Genomic DNA, 21,461 nt, shown 5'->3' with positions numbered 1-21,461 from the left:
GATTAAGCCTCTCTTGGGTCTGGATTCGCTAACACAGTTTCGGTTTGATTCGTGCGGAAAGCTTCAATTCTTTTCGCAAGCTCAGGGTTAGAAACAGCTAGAATTTGGCAAGCTAATAAGCCTGCATTGAAAGCGCCAGCGCTACCAATGGCAAGGGTTCCAACAGCAACGCCTTTCGGCATTTGAGCGATAGAAAGTAAGCTGTCCATGCCGTTTAGAGCTTTGCTTTGCACAGGAACACCTAAAACAGGTAAGCGTGTATGAGCAGCTACCATACCAGGTAAATGAGCCGCGCCACCTGCACCGCCAATAATGACCTTAAAGCCTTTGTCTGCAGCGCTTTCTGAAAATTCTGCAAGTTTAACTGGTGTTCGATGCGCGGACACAACTTCAACGTGGTAGCTTACGCCAAGAGCATCCATTATTTCTGCGGCACCTTCCATTGTCGCCCAGTCGCTTTTTGATCCCATTATTAGGGCTACATCTGCTTGCAAAACTCTTCTCCTATAAGTTGTATCCAACGTGATGTTGAGGGGGTTGTATGTTGAATCTAATTAGTAAGTTTACTTCGCTAAACGCGGCCTAACACGTTTATGCATGGTAACAATTGGCGGCTAATATAGCCGATTTTGAAGTAAACCGCGAGCTTTGAGGAGCGTAGAAGTACTTAAGTTCAAACATAGTAGTAGTAAAGAAAAGAGCGACTAAAGTCGCTCTTTTAGGTATTTATCGTAATCCGGAATCTGTCGTTCAAACTCCGTTTCAAACAATGGGGAAGAAACTAGAAAGTTTGCTGAAGAAACACTGCATGCAATCGGAATGTTCCAGACCGCAGCGACTCGAAGTAAAGCCTTAATGTCTGGGTCATGCGGCATCGGCTCGAACGGATCCCAGAAAAAAATCAATACATCAATTTTACCTTCGGCAATGAGACCACCAAGTTGCTGATCTCCACCTAAAGGGCCGCTAATGAGAGATTGTACAGGAACGTTTAATTGCTTATGCATTAAATTCCCTGTTGTCCCAGTTGCCATGAGGTTATGTTTGATTAGCTTTTTTTTGTGCTTTTCCGCCCACTCGATAAGAGCAGGTTTCATATTATCATGAGCAACCAGAGCAACATTTTTACGCTCTGGTGTCATGATGGTTTTTTGTTGCAGTGTATTGTTTTTCACTGTGGATTATTCCTCAGCTGCGCCCACTTTAACCACTTTCATCATGTTTGTTGTGCCGTAACTTACTAGGTGATCACCTTTAGTTACTATAACAAGGTCACCATCTTTGATTAGGCCAAGCGATTTAACATGGTCAACCAAGCCAGTAATAATAGTGTCTACATTGTACTCCTGTGAAGAGAAAGCTACTGGTGTTACTCCACGATAAAGGTTCACTTTATTCAGGGTGGCTTGATTTGGAGATAATGCATAAATTGGCAGACCAGAGCTGATGCGAGACATTAGAAGTGGTGTTGTGCCAGATTCAGTTAAGCTAATGATAGCTTTAACGCCTTCCAAATGGTTGGCAGCGTACATAGCAGACATAGCAATTGTTTCATCGATACTAGTAAAAGTAACATCAATACGGTGCTTAGAACGGTTAATTGCTGGTTGCTTTTCAGCACCCAGACAAACACGGTTCATGGTTTTAATTACTTCTTCTGGGTATGCGCCAGCAGCGGTTTCGGCAGACAGCATGACTGCGTCCGTACCGTCTAGTACAGCGTTAGCAACATCAAACACTTCCGCGCGAGTTGGCATTGCGCTAGTAATCATGGTTTCCATCATTTGAGTTGCTGTAATAACAGGGCGGTTCAACTGACGACAACGCTTGATCATGTGCTTTTGTACGCCGATTAATTCTGCATCACCAATTTCAACACCGAGGTCACCACGAGCAACCATAACGGCGTCAGAGGCAAGGATGATAGCATCCAGTGTTTCGTTGTCTGCAACCGCTTCCGCACGTTCTACTTTAGATACGATACCCGCTTTGAGGCCAGCAGCTTCCGCTAGTGCACGAGCTTCGTGAAGATCTTCTGCAGAGCGAGGGAAAGAAACGGCTAAGTAATCGGCTTTTAATGCCGCCGCTGTTTTGATGTCTTCGCGATCTTTATCGGTAAGTGCCGCTGCAGACAGTCCACCACCTTGACGGTTAATACCTTTGTTATTTGATAAAGCACCACCAACGATGACTTTAGTAATAACTTCTTGGCCTTTCACTTCTAATACTTCCAGGACAACTCGTCCGTCATCAAGAAGCAAAATGTTACCTGGTTGAGAGTCTTTCGCCAGTTGAGGGTAATCAATACCAACTCGAGTTTCGTCACCGTTGTTTTTGTCAAAGCCTACATCAAGAATAAAAGTCGCTCCGTCCTTCAGTTCAACTTTTGTATCTTTAAAGCGTGCAATACGGATTTTAGGACCTTGTAAGTCACCAAGGATTGCAACATGACGATTATTTTTCTTCGCCATTTCACGAACCACTTCCGCGCGGTTAATGTGATCTTCTGGTTGACCGTGGGAGAAGTTTAAGCGAAAAACATTCGCTCCAGCCAAAATCAGTTTTTCGATCATTTCTGGTGAGCTGGAAGCAGGGCCTAAAGTGGCAACAATTTTAGTTCTACGAGTCATGTTAAGTACCAAAGATTAGAAAGCGTGAAGAGAAGTATAAGAGACGACGAAGGCTGCGTCAGCAGCCTTCGTGTATTTTGACTATTTAGCAGTCATTAATGCGATAGTATTATCGAGCATTCGGTTTGAGAAGCCCCATTCGTTATCATACCAAGCCATTATTTTAACCAACTTACCTTGAACGCGAGTTTGTGTTGCATCAAAGTTAGATGTGTAAGTGCTGTGGTTAAAGTCAGAAGAAACTAGAGGTTCATAATTGATATGCAATACCTGAGCAAGAATAGGATCCGCTTTGATTGCGTCTTCTATAATTTTATTAACTTCTTCTACTGTCGTTTCGCGTGGTGCTAGGAAAGTTAGGTCAACCAAAGACACATTGATTGTAGGCACACGAACCGCCATGCCATCAAATTTACCAACCAATTCTGGCACAACAAGACCAACAGCAGCAGCAGCACCAGTTTTACTTGGAATCATATTTTGCGCTGCAGCACGAGCACGGTATAGATCTTCGTGATAGACGTCAGACAGGCGCTGATCGTTAGTGTAAGCATGGATAGTAGTCATTAAACCACTTTCGATGCCCAGTTTATCGCTTAATGGCTTAGCTACAGGTGCTAGGCAGTTAGTTGTACAAGAAGCGTTAGAAATAACTGTCATATCAGATGTAAGAACATCTTGGTTAACACCGAATACAACTGTTGCGTCAACTTCTTTTCCTGGTGCAGAAATAATGACTTTCTTTGCACCCGCTGTGATGTGTGCACTGGCTTTTTCTTTTGTTGTAAAAAATCCTGTGCACTCATAAACAACATCAACACCTAATTCAGCCCAAGGAAGGTCCGCAGGGTTGCGTTCAGAAAAAGTTCGGATTTTGTCTTTGTTGACATAAAGAGCTTCATCATCAAAAGTGACTTCTTCACCAAAACGACCGTGTACAGTGTCGTATTTTGTTAAATGAGCGTTGGTCTTGGAGTCGCCTAGATCATTGATCGCAACAATTTGGATTTGATCACGCTTGCCTGATTCATACAAAGCTCTAAGCGTGTTGCGGCCAATGCGTCCATAACCATTGATAGCTACTTTAATTGTCATACTCACCTCTAAATAGTGCGAAAGTTACTAATTGTTCGAATTCGAACAATTAGCGTTCAATAATGTTCTTTGACGTAAAAATACTACATAAGTAATTTTTTAAGCAAGGATTAGTAACAAATTCCTTACAGTTTGACTATATTTTGATCAGTTGGTGGTTATTGATCATGTTGCATAGAAGTATATTACAAATGTCGGAAGATTTTAGCGGAAAAAATGCTTTTTTCGAATCCTTAATGTAAAAAAATTACAAAATAATGCGTTTTTAGTTGGTTTTATGGGATTTTTGGCGTGAAATAAAATCAAAATGTAGTAATATTACATAAAAATAGTGTCAAGCAGCTTGCTGAGATAACAGAATGAGAAACGGAGATAGGCATGAATCCGATTGTTGCTAAGGTAACGAACGACATCATTGAGCGTAGTAAAACCTTGCGTGAGCAATACCTTAAAGATATGAGAAAAGCACAAGAGCAAGGGCCACATAGAGGGAAGTTGTCCTGTGGTAACTTAGCTCACGGCTTTGCTGCATGCGAACCTCAGGATAAACAAAAACTGACGCTAATGGATGAGGCAAATATAGGAATAGTGTCGTCATACAACGATATGCTATCCGCTCACCAGCCTTACGAAAACTACCCAGATCAAATCCGTTCTGCTGTAAAAGAAATGGGCTCAGTCGCTCAATTTGCAGGCGGCGTACCTGCCATGTGTGATGGTGTCACTCAAGGGCAAGATGGGATGGAATTGAGCTTATTTAGCCGAGATAACATTGCACAAGGTGCCGCGATAGCGCTTTCTCATAATATGTTTGATGCAGCTATCTACTTGGGGATCTGTGACAAAATTGTTCCCGGCTTGTTAATAGCTGCATTACGTTTTGGTCATTTACCGGCTTTATTTATTCCTGCAGGCCCAATGCGCTCAGGTATCACCAACGTGGCTAAAGCGGCCGTTCGTCAGCGTTATGCACAAGGACAAGCAACTCGAGAAGAATTGCTTGAAGCGGAATCAGCGTCTTACCACAGCGCAGGTACTTGCACTTTTTATGGTACAGCTAACTCGAATCAGTTGTTGGTCGAAATCATGGGGCTTCAGCTTCCTGGTTCGTCTTTTGTTAACCCTGATGATCCATTGCGAGGTGCGTTGACTAAATACGCTTCTCAGTTATCCACTAAGATCACAGCGCTTGGCCGAGATTATCGACCTTTATATGAAATAGTTGACGAGCGCAGCATTGTTAACTCGATTGTTGGTTTATTGGCAACGGGTGGTTCAACTAACCATACCATGCATATTGTGGCTTACGCTCGTGCGGCAGGCATTATTATTACTTGGGATGACTTTTCTGCTCTTTCTAAAGTTGTACCATCATTGACTAAAATTTACCCGAATGGCCAAGCGGATATTAATCATTTTCATGCGGCTGGCGGTATGGCATTTTTGGTTAAGCAATTACTGAAAGGTGGTTTGTTGCATGAAGATGTAAATACTATCGTCGGTAAAGGTTTAACACATTACACCAAAGAGCCTTTCCTAGATGGCGATAATTTAGTGTGGCGTGATGGCACAGATGAAAGTTTAGATATGAATGTAGTGCGACCGATTGATAACCCTTTCAGCAAAGAAGGCGGCTTGGCTTTGTTAAAAGGTAATCTTGGTCGCTCTGTAATTAAAGTTTCTGCCGTAAAAGATGAAAATCGAATTATAGAGGCGCCAGCGGCTGTATTTCACAGTCAAAATGCATTGGCTGATGCTATTGCGAGTGGTGAGCTAAAACGTGACTGTGTGGCTGTGGTTCGCTTTCAAGGGCCAAAAGCATTGGGTATGCCAGAATTGCATAAATTGACACCTTACCTTGGTAATTTACAGGATCAAGGTTATCGAGTGGCGTTAGTAACCGACGGTCGCATGTCCGGTGCATCTGGTAAAGTGCCTGCGGCTATTCACCTAACACCAGAAGCACTAGCGGGTGGATTGATTGCTAAAATTCAAGATGGCGATATGGTGCGCTTGGATGCTATTGAAGGAACTTTGTCTGTCCTAGTTTCTGATGAAGAGCTGAATCGACGTGAAGCGGCTCAGCAAGATTTAACGGATTCCCATCAAGGCATGGGGCGTGAACTATTTAGCGCACAACGCATTCTAGTAAGCGGTGCTGAACAAGGTGCATGTAGCCTGTTTAATGACTAAACCTTTCCTCTGACTACTAACATTTGTTAGTAAATGGTGTTTGGGGGCTTGTTTCAAGCCCCATTTTTTTGTCTAAACTTTCTCCTTCTCCTTCTCCTTCTCCTTCTCCTGTTAGTGTTCGTTAACTCTTATGCTTATAAAGTCTTATATTTAAATATGTATTTCTCTTGAACCAAAAGGTGTTCAATTTCCTGTGGGCATAAAAAAGGCCCGAACCTATTTATGGGTTCGAGCCTTCTAAAGCAATAAACTCAGTGAGCTTGTTGCTCTTATTACTTAGTTCATTGTATCTAGAGCTTTCTCGTATTCATCAAAAGATTCGGTTACAGACTCTTCTGGTTTGCCTGTAGCCATGCTGACAACAATGATTGCGATGCTTGAAAATACGAAGCCAGGAAGGATTTCGTATAGGTCGAAGATACCACCTGTTAATTGCTTCCATACAACGACGGTAACACCACCGATAATGATGCCTGCTAGGGCGCCGTTACGGTTCATATTGCGCCAGAACAAACTTAGAAGAATAGCAGGACCAAATGCCGCACCGAAACCTGCCCAAGCATAAGACACTAAGCCAAGCACAGAGCTTTCAGGGTTTAGGGCAAGCACTAAAGCAACAATTGAAATCGCCACAACAGCAAAACGTCCAACGTTAACGATTTGTTTTTGCGTGGCTTCTTTGTTGAATAGTTGTTTGTAAAAGTCTTCAGCTAATGCAGAAGATGATACTAACAATTGAGAGTCTGCAGTACTCATAATTGCGGCCAAAATAGCGGCAAGAAGAATACCCGCAACCACAGGGTGGAAGACGGCATTAACAAGAATCATAAAGATTTTTTCGGGATCATCTAATGTGCCAGCTAGGTTGTTATCAACAAATGTGATACCAACAAGACCGATTAATATAGCACCAACCATTGAGATAAATGTCCAGATAACCGCAATACGACGGGCCGTTTTGATGTCTTTATTAGAACGAGATGCTTTGAAGCGCGCTAGTATGTGAGGCTGACCAAAGTAGCCGAGACCCCAAGCAACAAGAGATATAATACCAATTGCCGTTAATGGTTCACCGCTCACACTTGTCCAAATATCTAGCAACTCCGGGTTTTTAGCTGTCAGTGTGCTAGACAGCTCAGACCAGCCTCCATCCAATGCAACAAGAGGCACGATAATTAACGCTGCGCTCATCATTAGGCCTTGGACCAAGTCTGTCCATGCAACTGCAAGGAAGCCACCAAATAGCGTGTAAGACACAACACATACTGTGCCGATAACCACGGCATAGGTGTAATCTAAGCCAAATACAGTTTCAAATAACTTACCGCCAGCAACTAATCCAGAACTTGTATAAAATAAGAAGAACAGTAGGATGAATAGAGCTGAAATCGTTTGAATTAGCTTAGATTTATCATTGAAACGAGTAGACAGGAAATCTGGAAGCGTTAAAGCATTGTTTGCTTTGATACTGTAGGTTCTTAGGCGTTTTGCACAGATAAGCCAGTTTAGCCATGTGCCGGCAAGAAGACCACCTGTAATCCAAACGGCTTCTAAACCTGAGGCAAAAGCGTAACCCGGTACCCCAAGCAGCAACCAACCGCTCATGTCTGAAGCGCCAGCGGAAAGAGCCGTAGGCCAAGGGCCTAGTGAGCGCCCACCAAGAAAGTAATCTTCAGAGCTGGAAGTGAGTTTGTAAGCATAAAGCCCAATACCTAGCATAACTACTAGATAGGCTAGGAAGGTAAAGCTGATCGCATAGCTGCTTTCTATCATTATTATTGTCCCCTAGTCGGAATTGTTTTGTGTGGAACAGCTTTGAATAAGTTGGGTTACTTATTCGTGTCCCGAAAAGTGGTAACGTCTAAATCGTTATCATGAGAGTCATCGATATTAGGTGTAAAAAATAATCGCCTGACTGTAAAGAGAATGGACGGCATTTTAATCTACCTCAAGACTCGGGCGGATTCTAAGTGGCTGGGGGGAGATAATCTTTCAAAATGCTCTCGCAAATTTACAAAAAAATCTGGTTTGCTTGCTGAGTAGATGGATTCGAACAAAAACTTAGGAATCATAAAGAAATTTATGAAAGAAGTAAGGCGCAACCAGTGCGCCTTACAGGGGGTTATTTCTTTTCTACTTTTGGTAGTCGAGTGTCCTGAACGCTTTGTTTTAGCTTTTTAAGGTGGGCGTTGAACTCAGGGCCACGCTTTAAAAGTACGCCAGTAGCAAGTGCATCTATTAACGTTAGATAAACAATACGCGAACTCATCGGCGTATAAATATCAGTGTCTTCAGTTTCTTCGATAGGAAGTACAATTGAACAATGTTCTGTTAACGGAGAGTCTGGATTGGTAATGCCAATGACCGACGCGCCAGTCGCCCTAGCAACACGCGCCGTTTCAATAAGCGGTAATGTTCGTCCAGTGTAGGAAATAACAACAATAGCATCTCCTGAATGAGCACCGGCCGCAGCCATGCGCTGTACCAATATGTCGGTGTAAGCAACAACAGGCATGTTTAGGCGAAAAAATTTATGATGAGCATCTTTCGCAACGGGTCCAGATGCACCTAAACCATAAAATTCAATGCGTCGAGCTTGGGCGAGCACATCGACAGCTCTGCTGATTAACGATTCAGGCAAAATCTCTTGAGCTCGAGTTAAATTGTTTTTCGCCGCTTCAAAAATTTTCGCTGTGACTGCTCCAGGCGCATCGTCTGGTTCCACGTTTAAGTTAACGTATGGCGTACCTGTGGCAAGACTTTGAGCTAGCGATACCTTAAAATCCGGAAAGCCGCTGCCGATTAGGCTACGGCAAAAACGGTTTACGGTTGGCTCACTCACCTCAGCTCTAGCTGCCAATTTTGCAATACTTGAGTGGATAGTCGTTTTAGGGTCGACAAGAATCGCTTCCGCAACTTTTCGCTCGGATTTGCTTAGTGTGCTTAAGCGTTCTTGTATTTTACGAATAATGTCTTCGTGTTTATTCATTGATCTGCTTCAAAGTTGTCTATTGACTCGGATGGTTCAGTTGTACATTCTGACAGCGACTTACATTTCTGGCAATAAAATGATGAAAAATGACTGAATTATCTGAGTATTTCGCAAATCTGGCTTGTATTTTACCAAGCTGCGACAAGATTAAAACCACTTCACTTGAAGAAGGCTTTTCTAATGAAGCATACTTAATTGATTGGGGGCACAGTGCTCGTTTGGTATTACGTGTACCCTTTATTGATAGCGATATATTTTATATTAATCGAGTTAATGAAGTGGAAACGCTAAAGAGTGCCGCTATATTAGGCTTATCTCCCGCTGTACTTTGGCATGATCAAAAGGGCGCAGTAGCTTGCCAGTTTGTTGCTCAGCCCTCGCTTGATTGGTCTGTTGCTCATGTGGATAAAGATATTGCTCGAATTGCTCAGGCATTAGCAATTAGTCATCAAGACCTACCAATTACAAATCATCAATACGCTGTTTTTGACGTCATTGAACATTACTTAAGCGGTATTTACTCTTACATTGAAAATGATGCCGTATTGCTGAACGAGTATGAATATCTTAAATCTATTGTTAGCCAGCTACTACAGCCGAATCCGTTGCTGAAGCCAGCGCTTTGTCACAATGATTTGAATCCAAAGAATATCCTCATGGATAATGAACAATTATGGTTCATCGACTGGGAGTACTGTGGTGTGGGTGATCCACTATTTGATCTTGCAGTGGTAGCAAAGTCGCATAATTTAGATGAAAGACAAACGATGCTTTTATTGGCAGAGTATGATGTGGATTTGCCTTTTACAGCGGCTTTAGAAGCAATCTCAGAGTATAAAAAAGCGTATGCAGTAAGGGAGATGGCTTGGTTATTACTAAAGCATTTGGTAACTCCAGAGGATTCTATTTCTTTGGCGTATTATTATGAGTTCAAAGCGATGCCTTCGCTCAATCCATTCTGTGCCTAATACTGGCTCGATATACAAAAGAGAAATGAATAATGGAATTAACAGGAGACTGGCAACACTATTTAGCCAGTGAACTTGAAAAAGAATACATGCATGACTTGCGAACATTTCTTTGTGAAGAACAAAAAACAAAGATAATTTATCCCTCGCGAGCAGAATATTTTAATGCGTTAAATACCACACCATTTAAGCAGGTGAAGGTAGTGATCTTAGGACAAGATCCTTACCACGGTGAGAATCAGGCTCATGGTTTATCTTTTTCGGTAAAGCCAGGGGTAAAAGTGCCGCCTTCTTTAGTGAATATATATAAAGAACTTGAAGCTGATTTAGGCATTGCTCCAGCACAACATGGTTTTTTATTGCAGTGGGCTGAACAGGGGGTTCTACTTCTCAATAGTGTGTTGTCTGTTGAAGCGGGTAAGGCAAACTCTCATCAAAATAAAGGCTGGGAAATCTTTACCGACAAAATTATCGAGCTAATTGATCGGAAGCATCAAGGCGTGGTGTTTATGTTGTGGGGATCTTACGCACAGAAAAAGGGTCGCTCTATTGATAGAGAAAAGCACTGCGTTTTAGAAAGTGTTCATCCATCGCCTTTGTCGGCCTATCGAGGCTTTTTTGGGTGCCACCACTTTTCAAAGGCCAATGAATATCTAACACAACAAAATAAAAAGCCTATTGAATGGGCATTAGAGCCAATAGAAGGCAGAGGAAGCGAAGACGGTGCCCAGTTTGGTTTGCCGTTTTAAGAGTGGTTAAGAGAATCGCACGCTTATCGTTAAGATCCTCTATGCGAAGGGCTATTTTTTGCTATCCAGCGAATATGGAAGAGGCAATAAGGTTACTTCTTCGTTACCTAGCAGGAGTTGCTTGGTGTCACTTGGATCAATGTTTAAAATAGCTTGAGCGAAGTGCGTATTGTTGATTTGAGAAGTTGCAAAGATTTGACCTGCGCTTTTGCCTTGCTCATCGACAAGCTCTTTTGTTGTCTCTGATTTTCCTTCCCAGGTTATTAAGCTAAGCTGCTTTTTCGACTTCCCCTTGTATTGCATTCGAGCAACGATCTCTTGTCCAGTATAACAGCCTTTAGTAAAGCTAATGCCACCAGTGCTTTGCATATTCAGCCATTGCGGAAGGGTTGTTTCACTTTGCTCCAAGGTAATCACTGGACGAGCTGCGAGCAAGCTAAGTGCTGCCAATTCTTTGTTTGTTTCTTCTATTGTTGACGTTGTGATTAACCATTCAATGTTTAGTGGTGTATTGCCCAGAGTCAAAGTGATGGTTTCATTGTTTCTGGTTGTTGCTAGCTGCGAGGATTCCGCACCTTCCGAGGTTAACTTGGTATAAATCGTAAAGTCGTCTTGAGCATCCGTTAGCTCAGTTTTGAAAAAGACCGCGTACTTTTTCAGGTGTAATAGGGTTTTTTCTACTAAGTCCTTTGCCATTAGCATTAGAATATCTTCGTTGCTCTGTACCAAGTAGAAGTTTGTAATGATGCGACCTTTTATATTACAAATAGCGCCATAAAGCCCAGAATATGCTGATAAAGTATTAATATCACAGGTTATTTGCCCTTGTAGGAACTTTTTAGCGTCTGGGCCTGAGACGCGCAAAGCACCAATATCAGGCAGTTTTGCGATGACATCTTGTTTGAGCAGCGTTGAATCAATAATATCTTGAAGCGAGGGCATAAAACTTTCCGTAAATAGATGAACAAAAAATAGAGTAAGACATTTTTTGTGAAGTTAGCTTATTTGTAATGACTATTTTTTGCTTTTCAATAGATAGGTGATAATGAATTTTATTCTATCTCTGTTTCTGCAAATTGAGCTTTGATCGCTAATATTGTGTCCAGTTCTTGCTTCAGTAGTGGGGGAAGTGCTGGATCGAAATGTTTGCCGCTCTGCTCCATAATATAGCTGATTGCTTCTTCGGTGGGCCATGCTTTTTTATAAGGACGCTCACTGGTCAGGGCATCAAATACATCGGCTAGAGCAACAATTCGTCCTTCGATAGGAATGTCCTCTCCTGATAAACTGTTTGGATAGCCTGTTCCATCCCATTTCTCATGGTGAGTAATAGCAACAGAATGAGCGAGCTCGATAAGGTGAGAGCTTGGATTAGATAGGATTTCAGCACCAATTTGTGCATGTGTTTTCATAATTTCATATTCTTCGTCCGTCAGCTTGCCCGGCTTAAGTAGTATTTTATCGGCAATGCCTATTTTGCCTATGTCATGCATAGGCGCTGCCATCATGAGGTCATCGGCTGATTCTTCACAAAAACCATAGGCCAAAGCAATGACCTTTGCATAGCGGCTCATACGTTGCACATGCATGCCTGTTTCGTTGTCTTTGTATTCTGCTGCACGCCCCAGTCGTTGGATTAAGTCTATGTGGGTGTTAAGCAGCTCATCGGCACGAATTAAGGAGAGGTGCGTTTTGACTCGAGCGAGTACTATAGCGGGAGTAATAGGTTTTGCGATGTAATCAACCGCGCCAATTTCAAAGCCCTTTTCTTCATCAACACTGTCTTTGAGAGCTGTGACAAAAATCACCGGAATATGAGCGGTTTCAGGGTTTTGTTTTAAGCGTTCGCACACCTCTAGACCAGTCATTTCTGGCATCATAATGTCCAGCAATATTAGATCTACTTGTTCTTTTTCGACCAAGTTTAAGGCGTCTTGGCCAGATCTAGCAAATGACAAACGGTAACGGGCGGCTTGAAGTACCTGCCTTAATACTCTTAAATTTGAAGGTTCGTCATCGACTATTAGGATTCGAGGGGCTTGTTTGCTACCAATTCTCATGAATTAGCCTCCTTTATCAGTTGCTCCTTGAGAGCGCTAATACTTTCAATGGCTTTGTCGAAGTCAAAGTTAGAAATAGATTGAGCAATATCTACTACTTGAGGTTTTAGGTGCTTTGGAGCCCCTGAAATGATTAAATCGATAGTATTATCATCAATTTCGTAAGATTCTACTGCCTTTATTAGCGTTTCAAGCAACGGCAACAGCTGAGTGTTAGTAAGTATCGGTGGGCCTTCTTGCTGCTTGTTTTCAGTACCATTTGCTTCACTTTCGGTTAACTGTTTAAGTTCGTTTAATATATGAGGAAATAGCACATCCAATGATTCGATGCTGTTATGACATTGGTGTTCATCTTTGTCTTGAGCTGCTCGCTCTAGTGTCGTCATTATTTTAGAAAGGGGAATCAAAGCGAGGTTGCCTGCAGTCCCTTTAATTGCATGAGCCAATGCATAAAGCTCAGCGTATTCTTCATTGCTCAAATAATTGGAGAAACGACTGCTTAAGTTATAGTTTTGCTGAGAAAATGTAGATAATTCATCTAGGTACACAGAGCGATCTCGCCATAGGGCAAGGCCTTTTTTCATATGGATTTGTTGGCTTTGGCCATTTGATGGGCTGTTCTGAGCGTGATCTAATTGCAGTGCTGTAGGTACCTCATTAAGAACCCTTGCCATTTCGCCAATAAGCACTTGGATATCAATGGGTTTATTGGCAAACCCATCCATACCCGCTCGCTGTGCGTCTAATTTATCTTCCATTAAAACATTGGCCGTTAATGCGATAATTGGCGTATGTTTTAAAGCCTGCTCTTTTTCGTAGCTTCGTATTATCTGGGTTGCGGTCAACCCATCCATATTGGGCATTTGAATGTCCATAAGGACGATGTCTGGTTTTATTTCTTTAAATTGTTCTACAGCAGTGATGCCGTCGTTCGCTAAAAAAATGGCGTGACCATAGCGCTTTAATAGTAAAGTCAGCAGAGTTAGGTTCTGTTCTATGTCGTCGGCCAATAAGATTCTTTTAGGGGAGATGGTTGAGAGTTGTGTTGAGTTAACTTCCGGCTGTATTTTTGATTCTTTAAGTGGAAGGTCAAAATAGAAACAGCTGCCTTTTCCTAGCTCACTGCGCACAAAGATTTCGCCACCCATGAGATTGACGAGTTGTTTCGAGATGCTGGTTCCTAAGCCTGTTCCACCGAAGCGGCGGCTCATTGAAGCATCTGCTTGAGTAAAGGGATCAAAAATGTTCTTGAGTCGTTCCTGCGGTATGCCAATTCCAGTGTCTTTAATTGTAAAGCGAAGGTTGCCATTGACAAGCTTGCTAATGGTTAAGGTCACATTGCCTTTTTCAGTAAACTTGATCGCATTTCCTAGTATATTCATCAGAACTTGTCTGATTCTGTCTTCAGCGCCTAAATAAGTATTCGCTACATTGGGTTCTATATGAAAGTTCAGCTCTAAGCCTTTTGACCGAGCTTGTAACCAAAGTGTGGATATAACGGTATCCACCATGTTTGCAGGTAAGAAGGCTCGGATGTCTAAGTCCAACTTGTTCTTTTCTAATTTTGCGCTGTCGAGTATGTCGTTCAGCAGGTGTAATAGAGAACGTGCCGATTTGCTAATTGTGGCTAGGTGCTGCTTACTTTCACCTGAAATATCGGCTTCTAGTAGAATGTCGGAAAAACCAATAATTGAGTTCATTGGGGTACGTATTTCATGGCTCATGTTGGCTAGAAATGACGCTTTACTTTCTGCGGATTCTTCGGCTTTTTCTTTTGCTAAACGCAGCTCGTCTTCCATTTTTATGCGCTGTGAAATGTCCAAAATAACGCCGTCTATCCATTCGGCTTCGCCGTTTTTGTTATGAATTACTGAACCATTTTCTAGCACCCAAACATAATGGCCATCTTTGTGTTTTAAGCGATATTCAATCTCATAAGACTTATATTCCTTTTCGGCCTCATTAATCGCTGCTGTTACGCTCTCTAAGTCATCTGGATGAAGGAGTTGGCCAAGTGAAATTGTTTCTTGATAGAAATCGTCTGTTTGCCATCCTGTTAGATCGTAAATTGCGTCACTGATAAAAAGGGCGGTCCAGTGGTCATTCATTAGGCAGCGAAAAGACGCACCTGGGATATTTTTCATAAGAGAGCTGTACTGTTGCTCACTTTTTTTAATGGATTCCTCCAGCGACTTTCTAGCGGATATGTCACTAATAAAACCAACAAAAAGTGTTTCTTCATCGAGCAAGTCGACCCTACCTACGCCCAACCGAATAGGAAACGTATGGCCATCTTTGTGAAGAGCGAGAATTTCTCTATCTTTGCCTGTTAGCTCGCTTTCTCCTGTTTTACGAAAATGCTCCAGCGAGGTGTTATATTCGTCTGTGTATTCAGGTGAGAACAAGATACCAAAAGACTGACCGATGATTTCCTGTTCTTGCCAGCCGAAAATTCTGATAGCGGCATGATTAAACTCTTTGATAATACCGTGGCTATTGACCGTTATAATGCCATCAACAGCGGTATCTAAGGTGGTCTTTAAGCGTTGTTCACTGGCTGTTTTCTCTAGTAAAAGTTGGCGGTAGCGTAATTGTGACGCGACATTTACTGCTAGGATAGAGAGTAATAAGGTAATAATGGCGACGACAAGAGAAAGGTAGTCGTTAGAGGTTTCTTGCATATGAGAATGAGACATCATTTCGTCGCCTGACGTAATGAACCTTGCCCCAGCCATGCCTGCATAATGCATACCTGAAATAGCTGCGCCCATAATGAGCGCACTAATGCAGCTGACCCATTTAGAGTCTAAATTCGACCACATTTTTCTTACATAATAGTGAGTAGACAGCGCGATAAATGCGAGAACAACTGCTATGACAATAGAAGCAAAGAACCAGGTAGGGTCATACTTGAGTTGGACCGGCATCTGCATTGCTTCCATGCCTAAATAATGCATAGCGCCAATGCCACTTCCGACAAGTATTCCACTTGTAAGCAGCTGCCAGATATTTAAATCAGGAATAATTAATCGCTTGAGGGTCACGTAGGATGCCCAAATAGCGGGGATTAATGACAATGTAGTGAGTAGTGGGTCATAGGTAACGCTATGGCCCATATTAAATGCCAGCATTCCGACAAAATGCATGCTCCAGATACCGCCTGCCATGATGAATGAACCAGACACTAATGCGATAGTCTTGTATTTTTCGATAACAATGTGCTGAGCAACAGAGGCGAAATGCAAAGCAAAAAAAGAGGCGCTAGATGCTAGGAAAATAGAAAGGATAACAAGTAGGTAGTTGTAACTCCCCATTGTTAGTTGGCTTTGATCTACTTGGGAAATAAAAAAACTACTCAACCATTGCATTAGATTACTTGCTACCTATTGAAGCTGTATTTGGATTACCAACTGGCTTATCTGATTTGGTCAATTATGATATTCACTTAAACTAACCGTTTTTATGATCTGTTTGTACTAAAGAGGCCAATTCGTCAAATTTCATTGACTATCATCACTATTATTTCGAGTATGGTGATGTATGAGTTTGTTGGTTATAGCATGCCAGATAACAGAACAAAATAAACTACTATTTCTTGAGAAGATGAGTAACGAAATGTATTTAGGTCTTGATCTTGGAACCTCTGGGTTGAAAGGGGTTGTTATTGATACTGATGGAAACGTTCTAGCGCAAGAGTCGGTTTCTTTGGTCGTTAGCTCGCCTCAAACTCTCTGGTCGGAGCAAGACCCTGAGTCATGGTGGCAAGCTTGCATAGAGGTGATTCAGCAGTTACAGCAGCGTTTAGATTTAAGTAAATTAAAGGCAATTGGCCTTTCTGGACAAATGCATGGCGCTACTTTGCTTGATGCTCAAGGTAGCATTTTACGGCCTTGTATCCTATGGAATGATGGCCGTAGTCAAACTCAATGTACAGCATTGATGACGCAGTTTCCTGAACTAATGGAGCGCTCAGGTAATCTTGCTATGCCTGGCTTTACAGCCCCTAAAATACGTTGGGTGCAGGAGAATGAGCCAGAAATCTTCGAAAAGCTGGCATTCGTTCTACTTCCTAAAGACTATTTGGCTTATCGATTGACAGGTATTATGTCGTCAGACTGCTCTGATGCTGCAGGTACGCTTTGGCTAAACCCTCAAACACGACAATGGGACGATGCTTTATTGGCTGCCACTGGGTTAACTCAGTCTAATATGCCTACGGTTTATGAAGGCTGCGACATGGTGGGAAGATTATCGGATACAACAGCGCAAGAGTTGCAATTGCCTCCATTGCCTTTAGTGGCTGGTGCCGGTGATAACGCTGCTGGTGCGGTCGGTATGGGTATAACGAACCCTGGTCAAGGCTTTATTTCATTGGGTACATCTGGTGTTTATTTCACAGTGAGTGAATCCCATAAAGCCAATCCAGAAAATACAGTACATGCATTTTGTCATGCGTTGCCTAATCGTTGGCACCAAATGGGTGTCACTCTTAGTGCCGCAAACTCTTTAGCTTGGTTTGCAAAGCTGGTGGATAAATCAGTTGCTGAGTTGTTAGATGCTTTAGAGGATAGTGAAACCCAACGCACCAATGTGTTGTTTTTACCGTATCTTAGCGGTGAACGAACGCCGCACAATGACCCTTTGGCGAACGGGCAATTTGTCGGTCTGACCAACATCACGAATACCGAAATGATGACGCTGGCAATATTAGAAGGTGTGGCATTCTCTTTATTGGATTGTCAAAATGCCTTGGACAGCGCTGGTAGCTTTGTGGATGAATTGTCACTTATTGGGGGCGGAGCTCGCTCTGCCATGTGGCGCCAAATTATTGCCAATGTATTAAATAAACGTCTTATTTACCGTGATGGTGGTGATGTCGGTCCTGGTTTGGGAGCGGCGCGTTTGGCCTTGTTAGGTGAGCAACATAGCCAAGGCAAAGACATAGAGTTACTGATTGCAGAATATTGCACTATGCCAGATGTATTGGAAGTGAATGAGCCTGATCCGACTTTCGGACGATACTACCAAGACAAATACACTTTATATAAATCCTTTTACCAATCCACTAAAGGGTTTAATGAGAAGTTGGCCTCTCTGATCTCTTTATAGATATCCTTGTCTAAATAAGATAAACGCCGTTGAACAGGTAATGTACAACGGCGTTTTTTTTGATGTGTACTTGTTGCTTTAAGTTATTATGATACGGGAACTACACCTTCAATGTGAATATTACTTTGAGAGCGAAAATCTCTTGGGGTAACGCCTTTTAATTCATGAAATCGACGGTTAAAGTTGGCGACATTATTGAATCCGACTTGAAAGCAAATAGTAGCGATTTGTTGATCGGTTTCTGTTAATAAACTGCAAGCGCGGCTGACTCTAACGCGATTTACAAACTCAATAAAACGATTCCCTGTTGCTTTTTTAAAGAAGCGTGAAAAATGGCTATCGGACATGCCTATCAAACTGGCTACGCTAGAAAGCGTAATATCTTGGCTGTAATTTTGGGAGACATAATCTACAACCGTATTTATTTTCCGTTGCAGCGTCTCATTGGATTTTAGGTCGATTTGTACCGTTGAAAGTAAGCGGTAGCTCCGACTTTGTGCGAGCTTTTGCAATAAAGGCAGAGCAATAATCAGTCGTGATAAACCACTCGAATCCCTTACATTCCGAAATATTTCTTCTAAAAACTTATGGTCTAGGTCAAAAAACTCGATACCAGATTTTGCTCTTGCCAGCATAGGTAGGACTTCAGCAAGTTCAGGGATGATTTTCATGCCATTGGAAAAAGACTCATGGTCGAAGCGGATTACCATGTCTCTGAGTTGTACAACTTGTTGATCGTCTTGGCATATCCAATTGTGAGGAAGTCTGGGGCCGGTCAAAATGAGTTGGCCGGGAGAGTAATTTCCAATGTAGTCCCCAACAAATACTTTACCTGATGTTGCGACTATAAAATGCAATTCATAGTCATCATGAGCATGCCAACGAATAAGATCACTTGGATGCCCATGTTCAAGATAGCGAATAGTTTCGTTGTCTTGAACAATTTCATATTCGGGGGTGATGCGTTTGGCGGTATTGGGCATAATATTCTCGCTCAAACAGCGAAAGATGGTGATGTCTCTGCATCGTGCGCTGTTTTATGTTCTTATTCTTTTATAAAAATGCACTCAAAAAATTAAGGTAATAACTAAATTGTAATACCTTAATTTCTTGAATTAGAGATACTTCTATCTAAGCATACTTTTCCATATTTGTCTGAATAGCTTGCGTAAGCTGAACAACAAAATCAGGAAATTCAGTTGGTATGTTACCCCATAAGAACCGATCTGTAGCAAAAGCCTGAATACCAGCAGCATCATTACCAAACGCAGCCAATGAGGCCTTGTTTGGCTCATGATATGGTGTAGCTACTTTGCCTTGATTCGACAATTGCATAAAAGTAAACCAACTAGCAATGCCTTGGATCGTTTTTGTCGGAGTGCGGCCTTTGCGATAAACGCCTTCCAGTGTTGGGAAAACGAAAATCGGAAACTTGGCATAACCGTCCGTACAAATACGCTCAACCGTGTCACCAATATTGGCATTGCTAAAGCGCTGCGCAATAATTTCGAAATAAGCGGGTAGATCCACCACTGAATCACCAATAGCTGGAATCGAGTCTTGCAGAATAAAGTCTGTAAAATACTGTTTTAATTCATCGTCTCGCATGGCTTCATCAAAGTAAGTGAGACCTTTTAATGCCGCTTGATACGTAACACAGGTGTGACCAGCATTAAGAATACGAATCTTCGCCTCTTCAAACGGGTCCACCTTATCAACGAATTGAACACCAACTAGATCAAGAGCGGGTTTTTCGCCTACAAAATTGTCTTCCACTACCCATTGAATAAAGTCCTCGCCCATGACGGTCATATCATCATCAACACCAAAGCGGGCGCGAACATCATCCACATGTTGTTGGCTTGGCTTAGGCGTAATACGATCAACCATAGAGCAAGGGAAAGACACATTGACAGCAACCCATGCTGCTAAAGAGTAATCATTCTTAGCTTCTAAAAATTGCATCAGGCCGGTTTTGAGCAATTCACCATTATGGCGAAGGTTATCGCAGCACAGCAGCGTAATTTTGGCTTTTGACGTTTCGCTGCGAAGTTTAAGCCCTGCATATAAGAAAGCATAAAGAGTGTTACGTGCCCCTTCTATGTCCGCCTTTAATGCTGGGTGCTCAAGCATCAAACGGCGGTTTTCATCAAGGTAGTAACCGCCCTCTGTGACAGTGGAGGTGACGAGTTGAATCTTAGCGTCAGCAAGTGTCTCATCGACTTTCTTCGGTGCTTGCGCTCCGTCAATTTGCTGAACAATAGAGCGAATGTGCTCGTAATTCGTTGTGCCATCCGCAGCCATGGTTTTTAAGATATATTCGCCTTTTTGCTTAATAAAACGATCGAAAGCTTGACTATCTTGTGGGCGAATATTGACGCCAATAACCCCCCAGTTTTGTTGAGCGGTATGAGCTAGCAGTCGATCAATGTACACAGCTTGGTGGGCGCGGTGAAAAGCGCCTACTCCCAAGTGGACTATGCCTGCTTGAATAGCATCTTTAGCATAGTTTTGTACGCAAAGCTGCTCCACATTGGAGGAAGCTTGTAAGTAATTAGCCATATTACGCTTCCTCTGGAATAACAGAGATGACACGGTCACTTTCGTTAAACAAAATGATTTCTGAAACATCAATTTTGATATTGACTTCTTGACCGTCTTTTAGCTCTGTTCGAGCGGGCGCTTTGATGATAATAGTTTGATCACTAGACAGCTGTAGATGGGCATAGGCCTCTGAACCTAAATGTTCAACCAGTTCAATGCGTCCGGTTAAATCTCCATCGGTTTCCACCAAGGACATGTGCTCTGGGCGAATGCCAATGACAACAGAGTCCGGCAACGGTCCCTTCAAGCGGTTAGCAGGGAAAGGTATTTGTTGTCCTAATAAATCGATCGATAACGTGTCTTCATTGCGCACAATTCTATTAGCTGGGATGAGATTCATTTTTGGCGTGCCAATGAACTCTGCAACAAAGCGGCTGTTAGGTTGGCGGTAAAGTTCTAATGGCGTGCCGACTTGTTCTATCTGACCTGCATTAAGAATAACTACGCGATCAGCCAAGGTCATTGCTTCGACCTGATCATGAGTTACATAAATCATGGTAGTGCCAAGTTTTTTGTGTAGGCGAGCCAACTCCAAACGCATTTGCACACGAAGGGCTGCATCTAAGTTAGAGAGTGGTTCATCAAACAAGAAAACTTTAGGTTGGCGAACGATAGCTCGGCCAATGGCAACACGTTGACGCTGACCACCAGATAGTTCTTTCGGTTTACGCTCTAATAATGCATCAAGTTGCAAAGAAGCCGACACTGAACGGACTTTGTCTTTGATTTCCGCGTCAGATACTTTGGCAAGACGGAGAGCAAACGACAGGTTGTCTGCTACCGTCATATGTGGATACAGCGCATAAGATTGGAACACCATGGCAAGGTCACGCTTTGATGACGCGACTTCAGTAATGTCTCTGCCATCTAGATCTATGCTTCCGCCTGTGCTGGATTCAAGGCCAGCAATAGTGCGTAGCAAAGTGGATTTACCACAGCCAGAAGGACCAACGAAGACGACGAATTCGCCTTCACTAATAGAAAGGTTGATACCGCGAAGAGCATGGTAATTGTCGTAATGTTTTTGTAGATCTGTAATCGCTAAGTAAGTCATAAAAAAG

The 21,461-nt window shown here is 42.5% G+C and carries 16 protein-coding genes; 4 read left to right on the top strand and 12 right to left on the bottom strand.

Annotation, left to right across the window (positions count from 1 at the left end):
- Positions 1-2: 2 nt before the first annotated feature.
- From purE to gap, 4 genes are all read right to left on the bottom strand, one after another.
- The gene (purE, locus tag JSY38_RS05550; protein WP_114410621.1) at positions 3-494 is read right to left on the bottom strand and encodes a 5-(carboxyamino)imidazole ribonucleotide mutase; all 492 of its coding nucleotides are present in this window, start codon (positions 492-494) and stop codon (positions 3-5) included.
- A gap of 210 nt (positions 495-704) precedes the next feature.
- Positions 705-1,142 (bottom strand): methylglyoxal synthase, encoded by a 438-nt coding sequence (locus tag JSY38_RS05545; RefSeq protein WP_114410781.1) that lies wholly within the window; start codon positions 1,140-1,142, stop codon positions 705-707.
- Positions 1,143-1,181: 39 nt separating this feature from the next.
- Positions 1,182-2,630, bottom strand: coding sequence for a pyruvate kinase (pyk, locus tag JSY38_RS05540; RefSeq protein WP_114410622.1), 1,449 nt, complete (start codon positions 2,628-2,630; stop codon positions 1,182-1,184).
- Positions 2,631-2,711: 81 nt separating this feature from the next.
- On the bottom strand, positions 2,712-3,725 hold the full coding sequence (gap, locus tag JSY38_RS05535) for a type I glyceraldehyde-3-phosphate dehydrogenase (RefSeq protein ID WP_205115735.1): 1,014 nt from the start codon (positions 3,723-3,725) through the stop codon (positions 2,712-2,714).
- Between the two features lie 378 nt (positions 3,726-4,103).
- Between gap and edd the strand changes: the two genes are divergently transcribed.
- Positions 4,104-5,918, top strand: coding sequence for a phosphogluconate dehydratase (edd, locus tag JSY38_RS05530; RefSeq protein ID WP_205115733.1), 1,815 nt, complete (start codon positions 4,104-4,106; stop codon positions 5,916-5,918).
- A gap of 276 nt (positions 5,919-6,194) precedes the next feature.
- On the opposite strand, the gene putP is transcribed toward edd, so the two are convergent.
- Positions 6,195-7,691, bottom strand: a complete 1,497-nt coding sequence (putP, locus tag JSY38_RS05525; RefSeq protein WP_114410625.1) for a sodium/proline symporter PutP — start codon at positions 7,689-7,691, stop codon at positions 6,195-6,197.
- A 349-nt stretch (positions 7,692-8,040) separates the two neighbouring features.
- Positions 8,041-8,907, bottom strand: coding sequence for a transcriptional regulator HexR (gene hexR, locus JSY38_RS05520; RefSeq protein WP_114410626.1), 867 nt, complete (start codon positions 8,905-8,907; stop codon positions 8,041-8,043).
- An 89-nt stretch (positions 8,908-8,996) separates the two neighbouring features.
- Here hexR and JSY38_RS05515 point away from each other — a divergent pair, with 89 nt between their 5' ends.
- Positions 8,997-9,878 carry a choline kinase family protein gene (locus tag JSY38_RS05515; protein ID WP_114410627.1) on the top strand — a complete coding sequence of 294 codons (882 nt, stop codon included), beginning with the start codon at positions 8,997-8,999 and terminating at the stop codon, positions 9,876-9,878.
- A 32-nt stretch (positions 9,879-9,910) separates the two neighbouring features.
- Positions 9,911-10,627: a uracil-DNA glycosylase gene (gene ung / locus JSY38_RS05510; protein WP_114410628.1), complete on the top strand. Its 717-nt coding sequence runs from the start codon at positions 9,911-9,913 to the stop codon at positions 10,625-10,627.
- A 51-nt stretch (positions 10,628-10,678) separates the two neighbouring features.
- Here the strand turns inward: ung and ygfZ are convergent, their stop codons facing one another.
- The 3 genes from ygfZ to JSY38_RS05495 form a co-directional block, all read right to left on the bottom strand.
- Entirely contained in the window at positions 10,679-11,569 is an 891-nt protein-coding gene (gene ygfZ, locus JSY38_RS05505; RefSeq protein WP_205115732.1) for a CAF17-like 4Fe-4S cluster assembly/insertion protein YgfZ, read from the bottom strand.
- A 110-nt stretch (positions 11,570-11,679) separates the two neighbouring features.
- Positions 11,680-12,687, bottom strand: a complete 1,008-nt coding sequence (locus JSY38_RS05500; protein WP_114410630.1) for a response regulator — start codon at positions 12,685-12,687, stop codon at positions 11,680-11,682.
- The gene (locus JSY38_RS05495; RefSeq protein ID WP_205115731.1) at positions 12,684-16,055 is read right to left on the bottom strand and encodes a PAS domain S-box protein; all 3,372 of its coding nucleotides are present in this window, start codon (positions 16,053-16,055) and stop codon (positions 12,684-12,686) included. The genes JSY38_RS05500 and JSY38_RS05495 overlap by 4 nt, the downstream gene beginning before the upstream one ends.
- 247 nt (positions 16,056-16,302) lie before the next feature.
- On the opposite strand from JSY38_RS05495, the gene xylB reads away from it, so the two are divergent.
- Positions 16,303-17,796 carry a xylulokinase gene (gene xylB, locus JSY38_RS05490; protein ID WP_205115730.1) on the top strand — a complete coding sequence of 498 codons (1,494 nt, stop codon included), beginning with the start codon at positions 16,303-16,305 and terminating at the stop codon, positions 17,794-17,796.
- Positions 17,797-17,882: 86 nt separating this feature from the next.
- On the opposite strand, the gene JSY38_RS05485 is transcribed toward xylB, so the two are convergent.
- The 3 genes from JSY38_RS05485 to JSY38_RS05475 all read right to left on the bottom strand — a co-directional run bounded on the left by JSY38_RS05485 (position 17,883) and on the right by JSY38_RS05475 (position 21,454).
- Positions 17,883-18,779 carry a helix-turn-helix domain-containing protein gene (locus JSY38_RS05485; protein ID WP_114410632.1) on the bottom strand — a complete coding sequence of 299 codons (897 nt, stop codon included), beginning with the start codon at positions 18,777-18,779 and terminating at the stop codon, positions 17,883-17,885.
- Positions 18,780-18,927: 148 nt separating this feature from the next.
- Positions 18,928-20,358, bottom strand: a complete 1,431-nt coding sequence (locus JSY38_RS05480) for a mannitol dehydrogenase family protein (protein WP_205115729.1) — start codon at positions 20,356-20,358, stop codon at positions 18,928-18,930.
- A 1-nt stretch (position 20,359) separates the two neighbouring features.
- The gene (locus tag JSY38_RS05475; protein ID WP_114410634.1) at positions 20,360-21,454 is read right to left on the bottom strand and encodes an ABC transporter ATP-binding protein; all 1,095 of its coding nucleotides are present in this window, start codon (positions 21,452-21,454) and stop codon (positions 20,360-20,362) included.
- Positions 21,455-21,461: the final 7 nt, after the last annotated feature.

The sequence above is a fragment of the Marinomonas foliarum genome, assembly GCF_016906065.1.
Taxonomy (GTDB): Bacteria; Pseudomonadota; Gammaproteobacteria; order Pseudomonadales; family Marinomonadaceae; genus Marinomonas; species Marinomonas foliarum.
This window is presented reverse-complemented; position numbering and strand designations above follow the sequence as displayed.

Bases quoted from the DNA above. Each gene is read 5' to 3' on its own strand.
- JSY38_RS05545 (WP_114410781.1), bottom strand. From the start codon at position 1,142: ATGACACCAGAGCGTAAAAATGTTGCTCTGGTTGCTCATGATAATATG.
- pyk (WP_114410622.1), bottom strand. From the start codon at position 2,630: ATGACTCGTAGAACTAAAATTGTTGCCACTTTAGGCCCTGCTTCCAGC.
- gap (WP_205115735.1), bottom strand. From the start codon at position 3,725: ATGACAATTAAAGTAGCTATCAATGGTTATGGACGCATTGGCCGCAAC.
- edd (WP_205115733.1), top strand. From the start codon at position 4,104: ATGAATCCGATTGTTGCTAAGGTAACGAACGACATCATTGAGCGTAGT.
- putP (WP_114410625.1), bottom strand. From the start codon at position 7,691: ATGATAGAAAGCAGCTATGCGATCAGCTTTACCTTCCTAGCCTATCTA.
- hexR (WP_114410626.1), bottom strand. From the start codon at position 8,907: ATGAATAAACACGAAGACATTATTCGTAAAATACAAGAACGCTTAAGC.
- JSY38_RS05515 (WP_114410627.1), top strand. From the start codon at position 8,997: ATGACTGAATTATCTGAGTATTTCGCAAATCTGGCTTGTATTTTACCA.
- ung (WP_114410628.1), top strand. From the start codon at position 9,911: ATGGAATTAACAGGAGACTGGCAACACTATTTAGCCAGTGAACTTGAA.
- ygfZ (WP_205115732.1), bottom strand. From the start codon at position 11,569: ATGCCCTCGCTTCAAGATATTATTGATTCAACGCTGCTCAAACAAGAT.
- JSY38_RS05500 (WP_114410630.1), bottom strand. From the start codon at position 12,687: ATGAGAATTGGTAGCAAACAAGCCCCTCGAATCCTAATAGTCGATGAC.
- JSY38_RS05495 (WP_205115731.1), bottom strand. From the start codon at position 16,055: ATGCAATGGTTGAGTAGTTTTTTTATTTCCCAAGTAGATCAAAGCCAA.
- xylB (WP_205115730.1), top strand. From the start codon at position 16,303: ATGTATTTAGGTCTTGATCTTGGAACCTCTGGGTTGAAAGGGGTTGTT.
- JSY38_RS05485 (WP_114410632.1), bottom strand. From the start codon at position 18,779: ATGCCCAATACCGCCAAACGCATCACCCCCGAATATGAAATTGTTCAA.
- JSY38_RS05480 (WP_205115729.1), bottom strand. From the start codon at position 20,358: ATGGCTAATTACTTACAAGCTTCCTCCAATGTGGAGCAGCTTTGCGTA.
- JSY38_RS05475 (WP_114410634.1), bottom strand. From the start codon at position 21,454: ATGACTTACTTAGCGATTACAGATCTACAAAAACATTACGACAATTAC.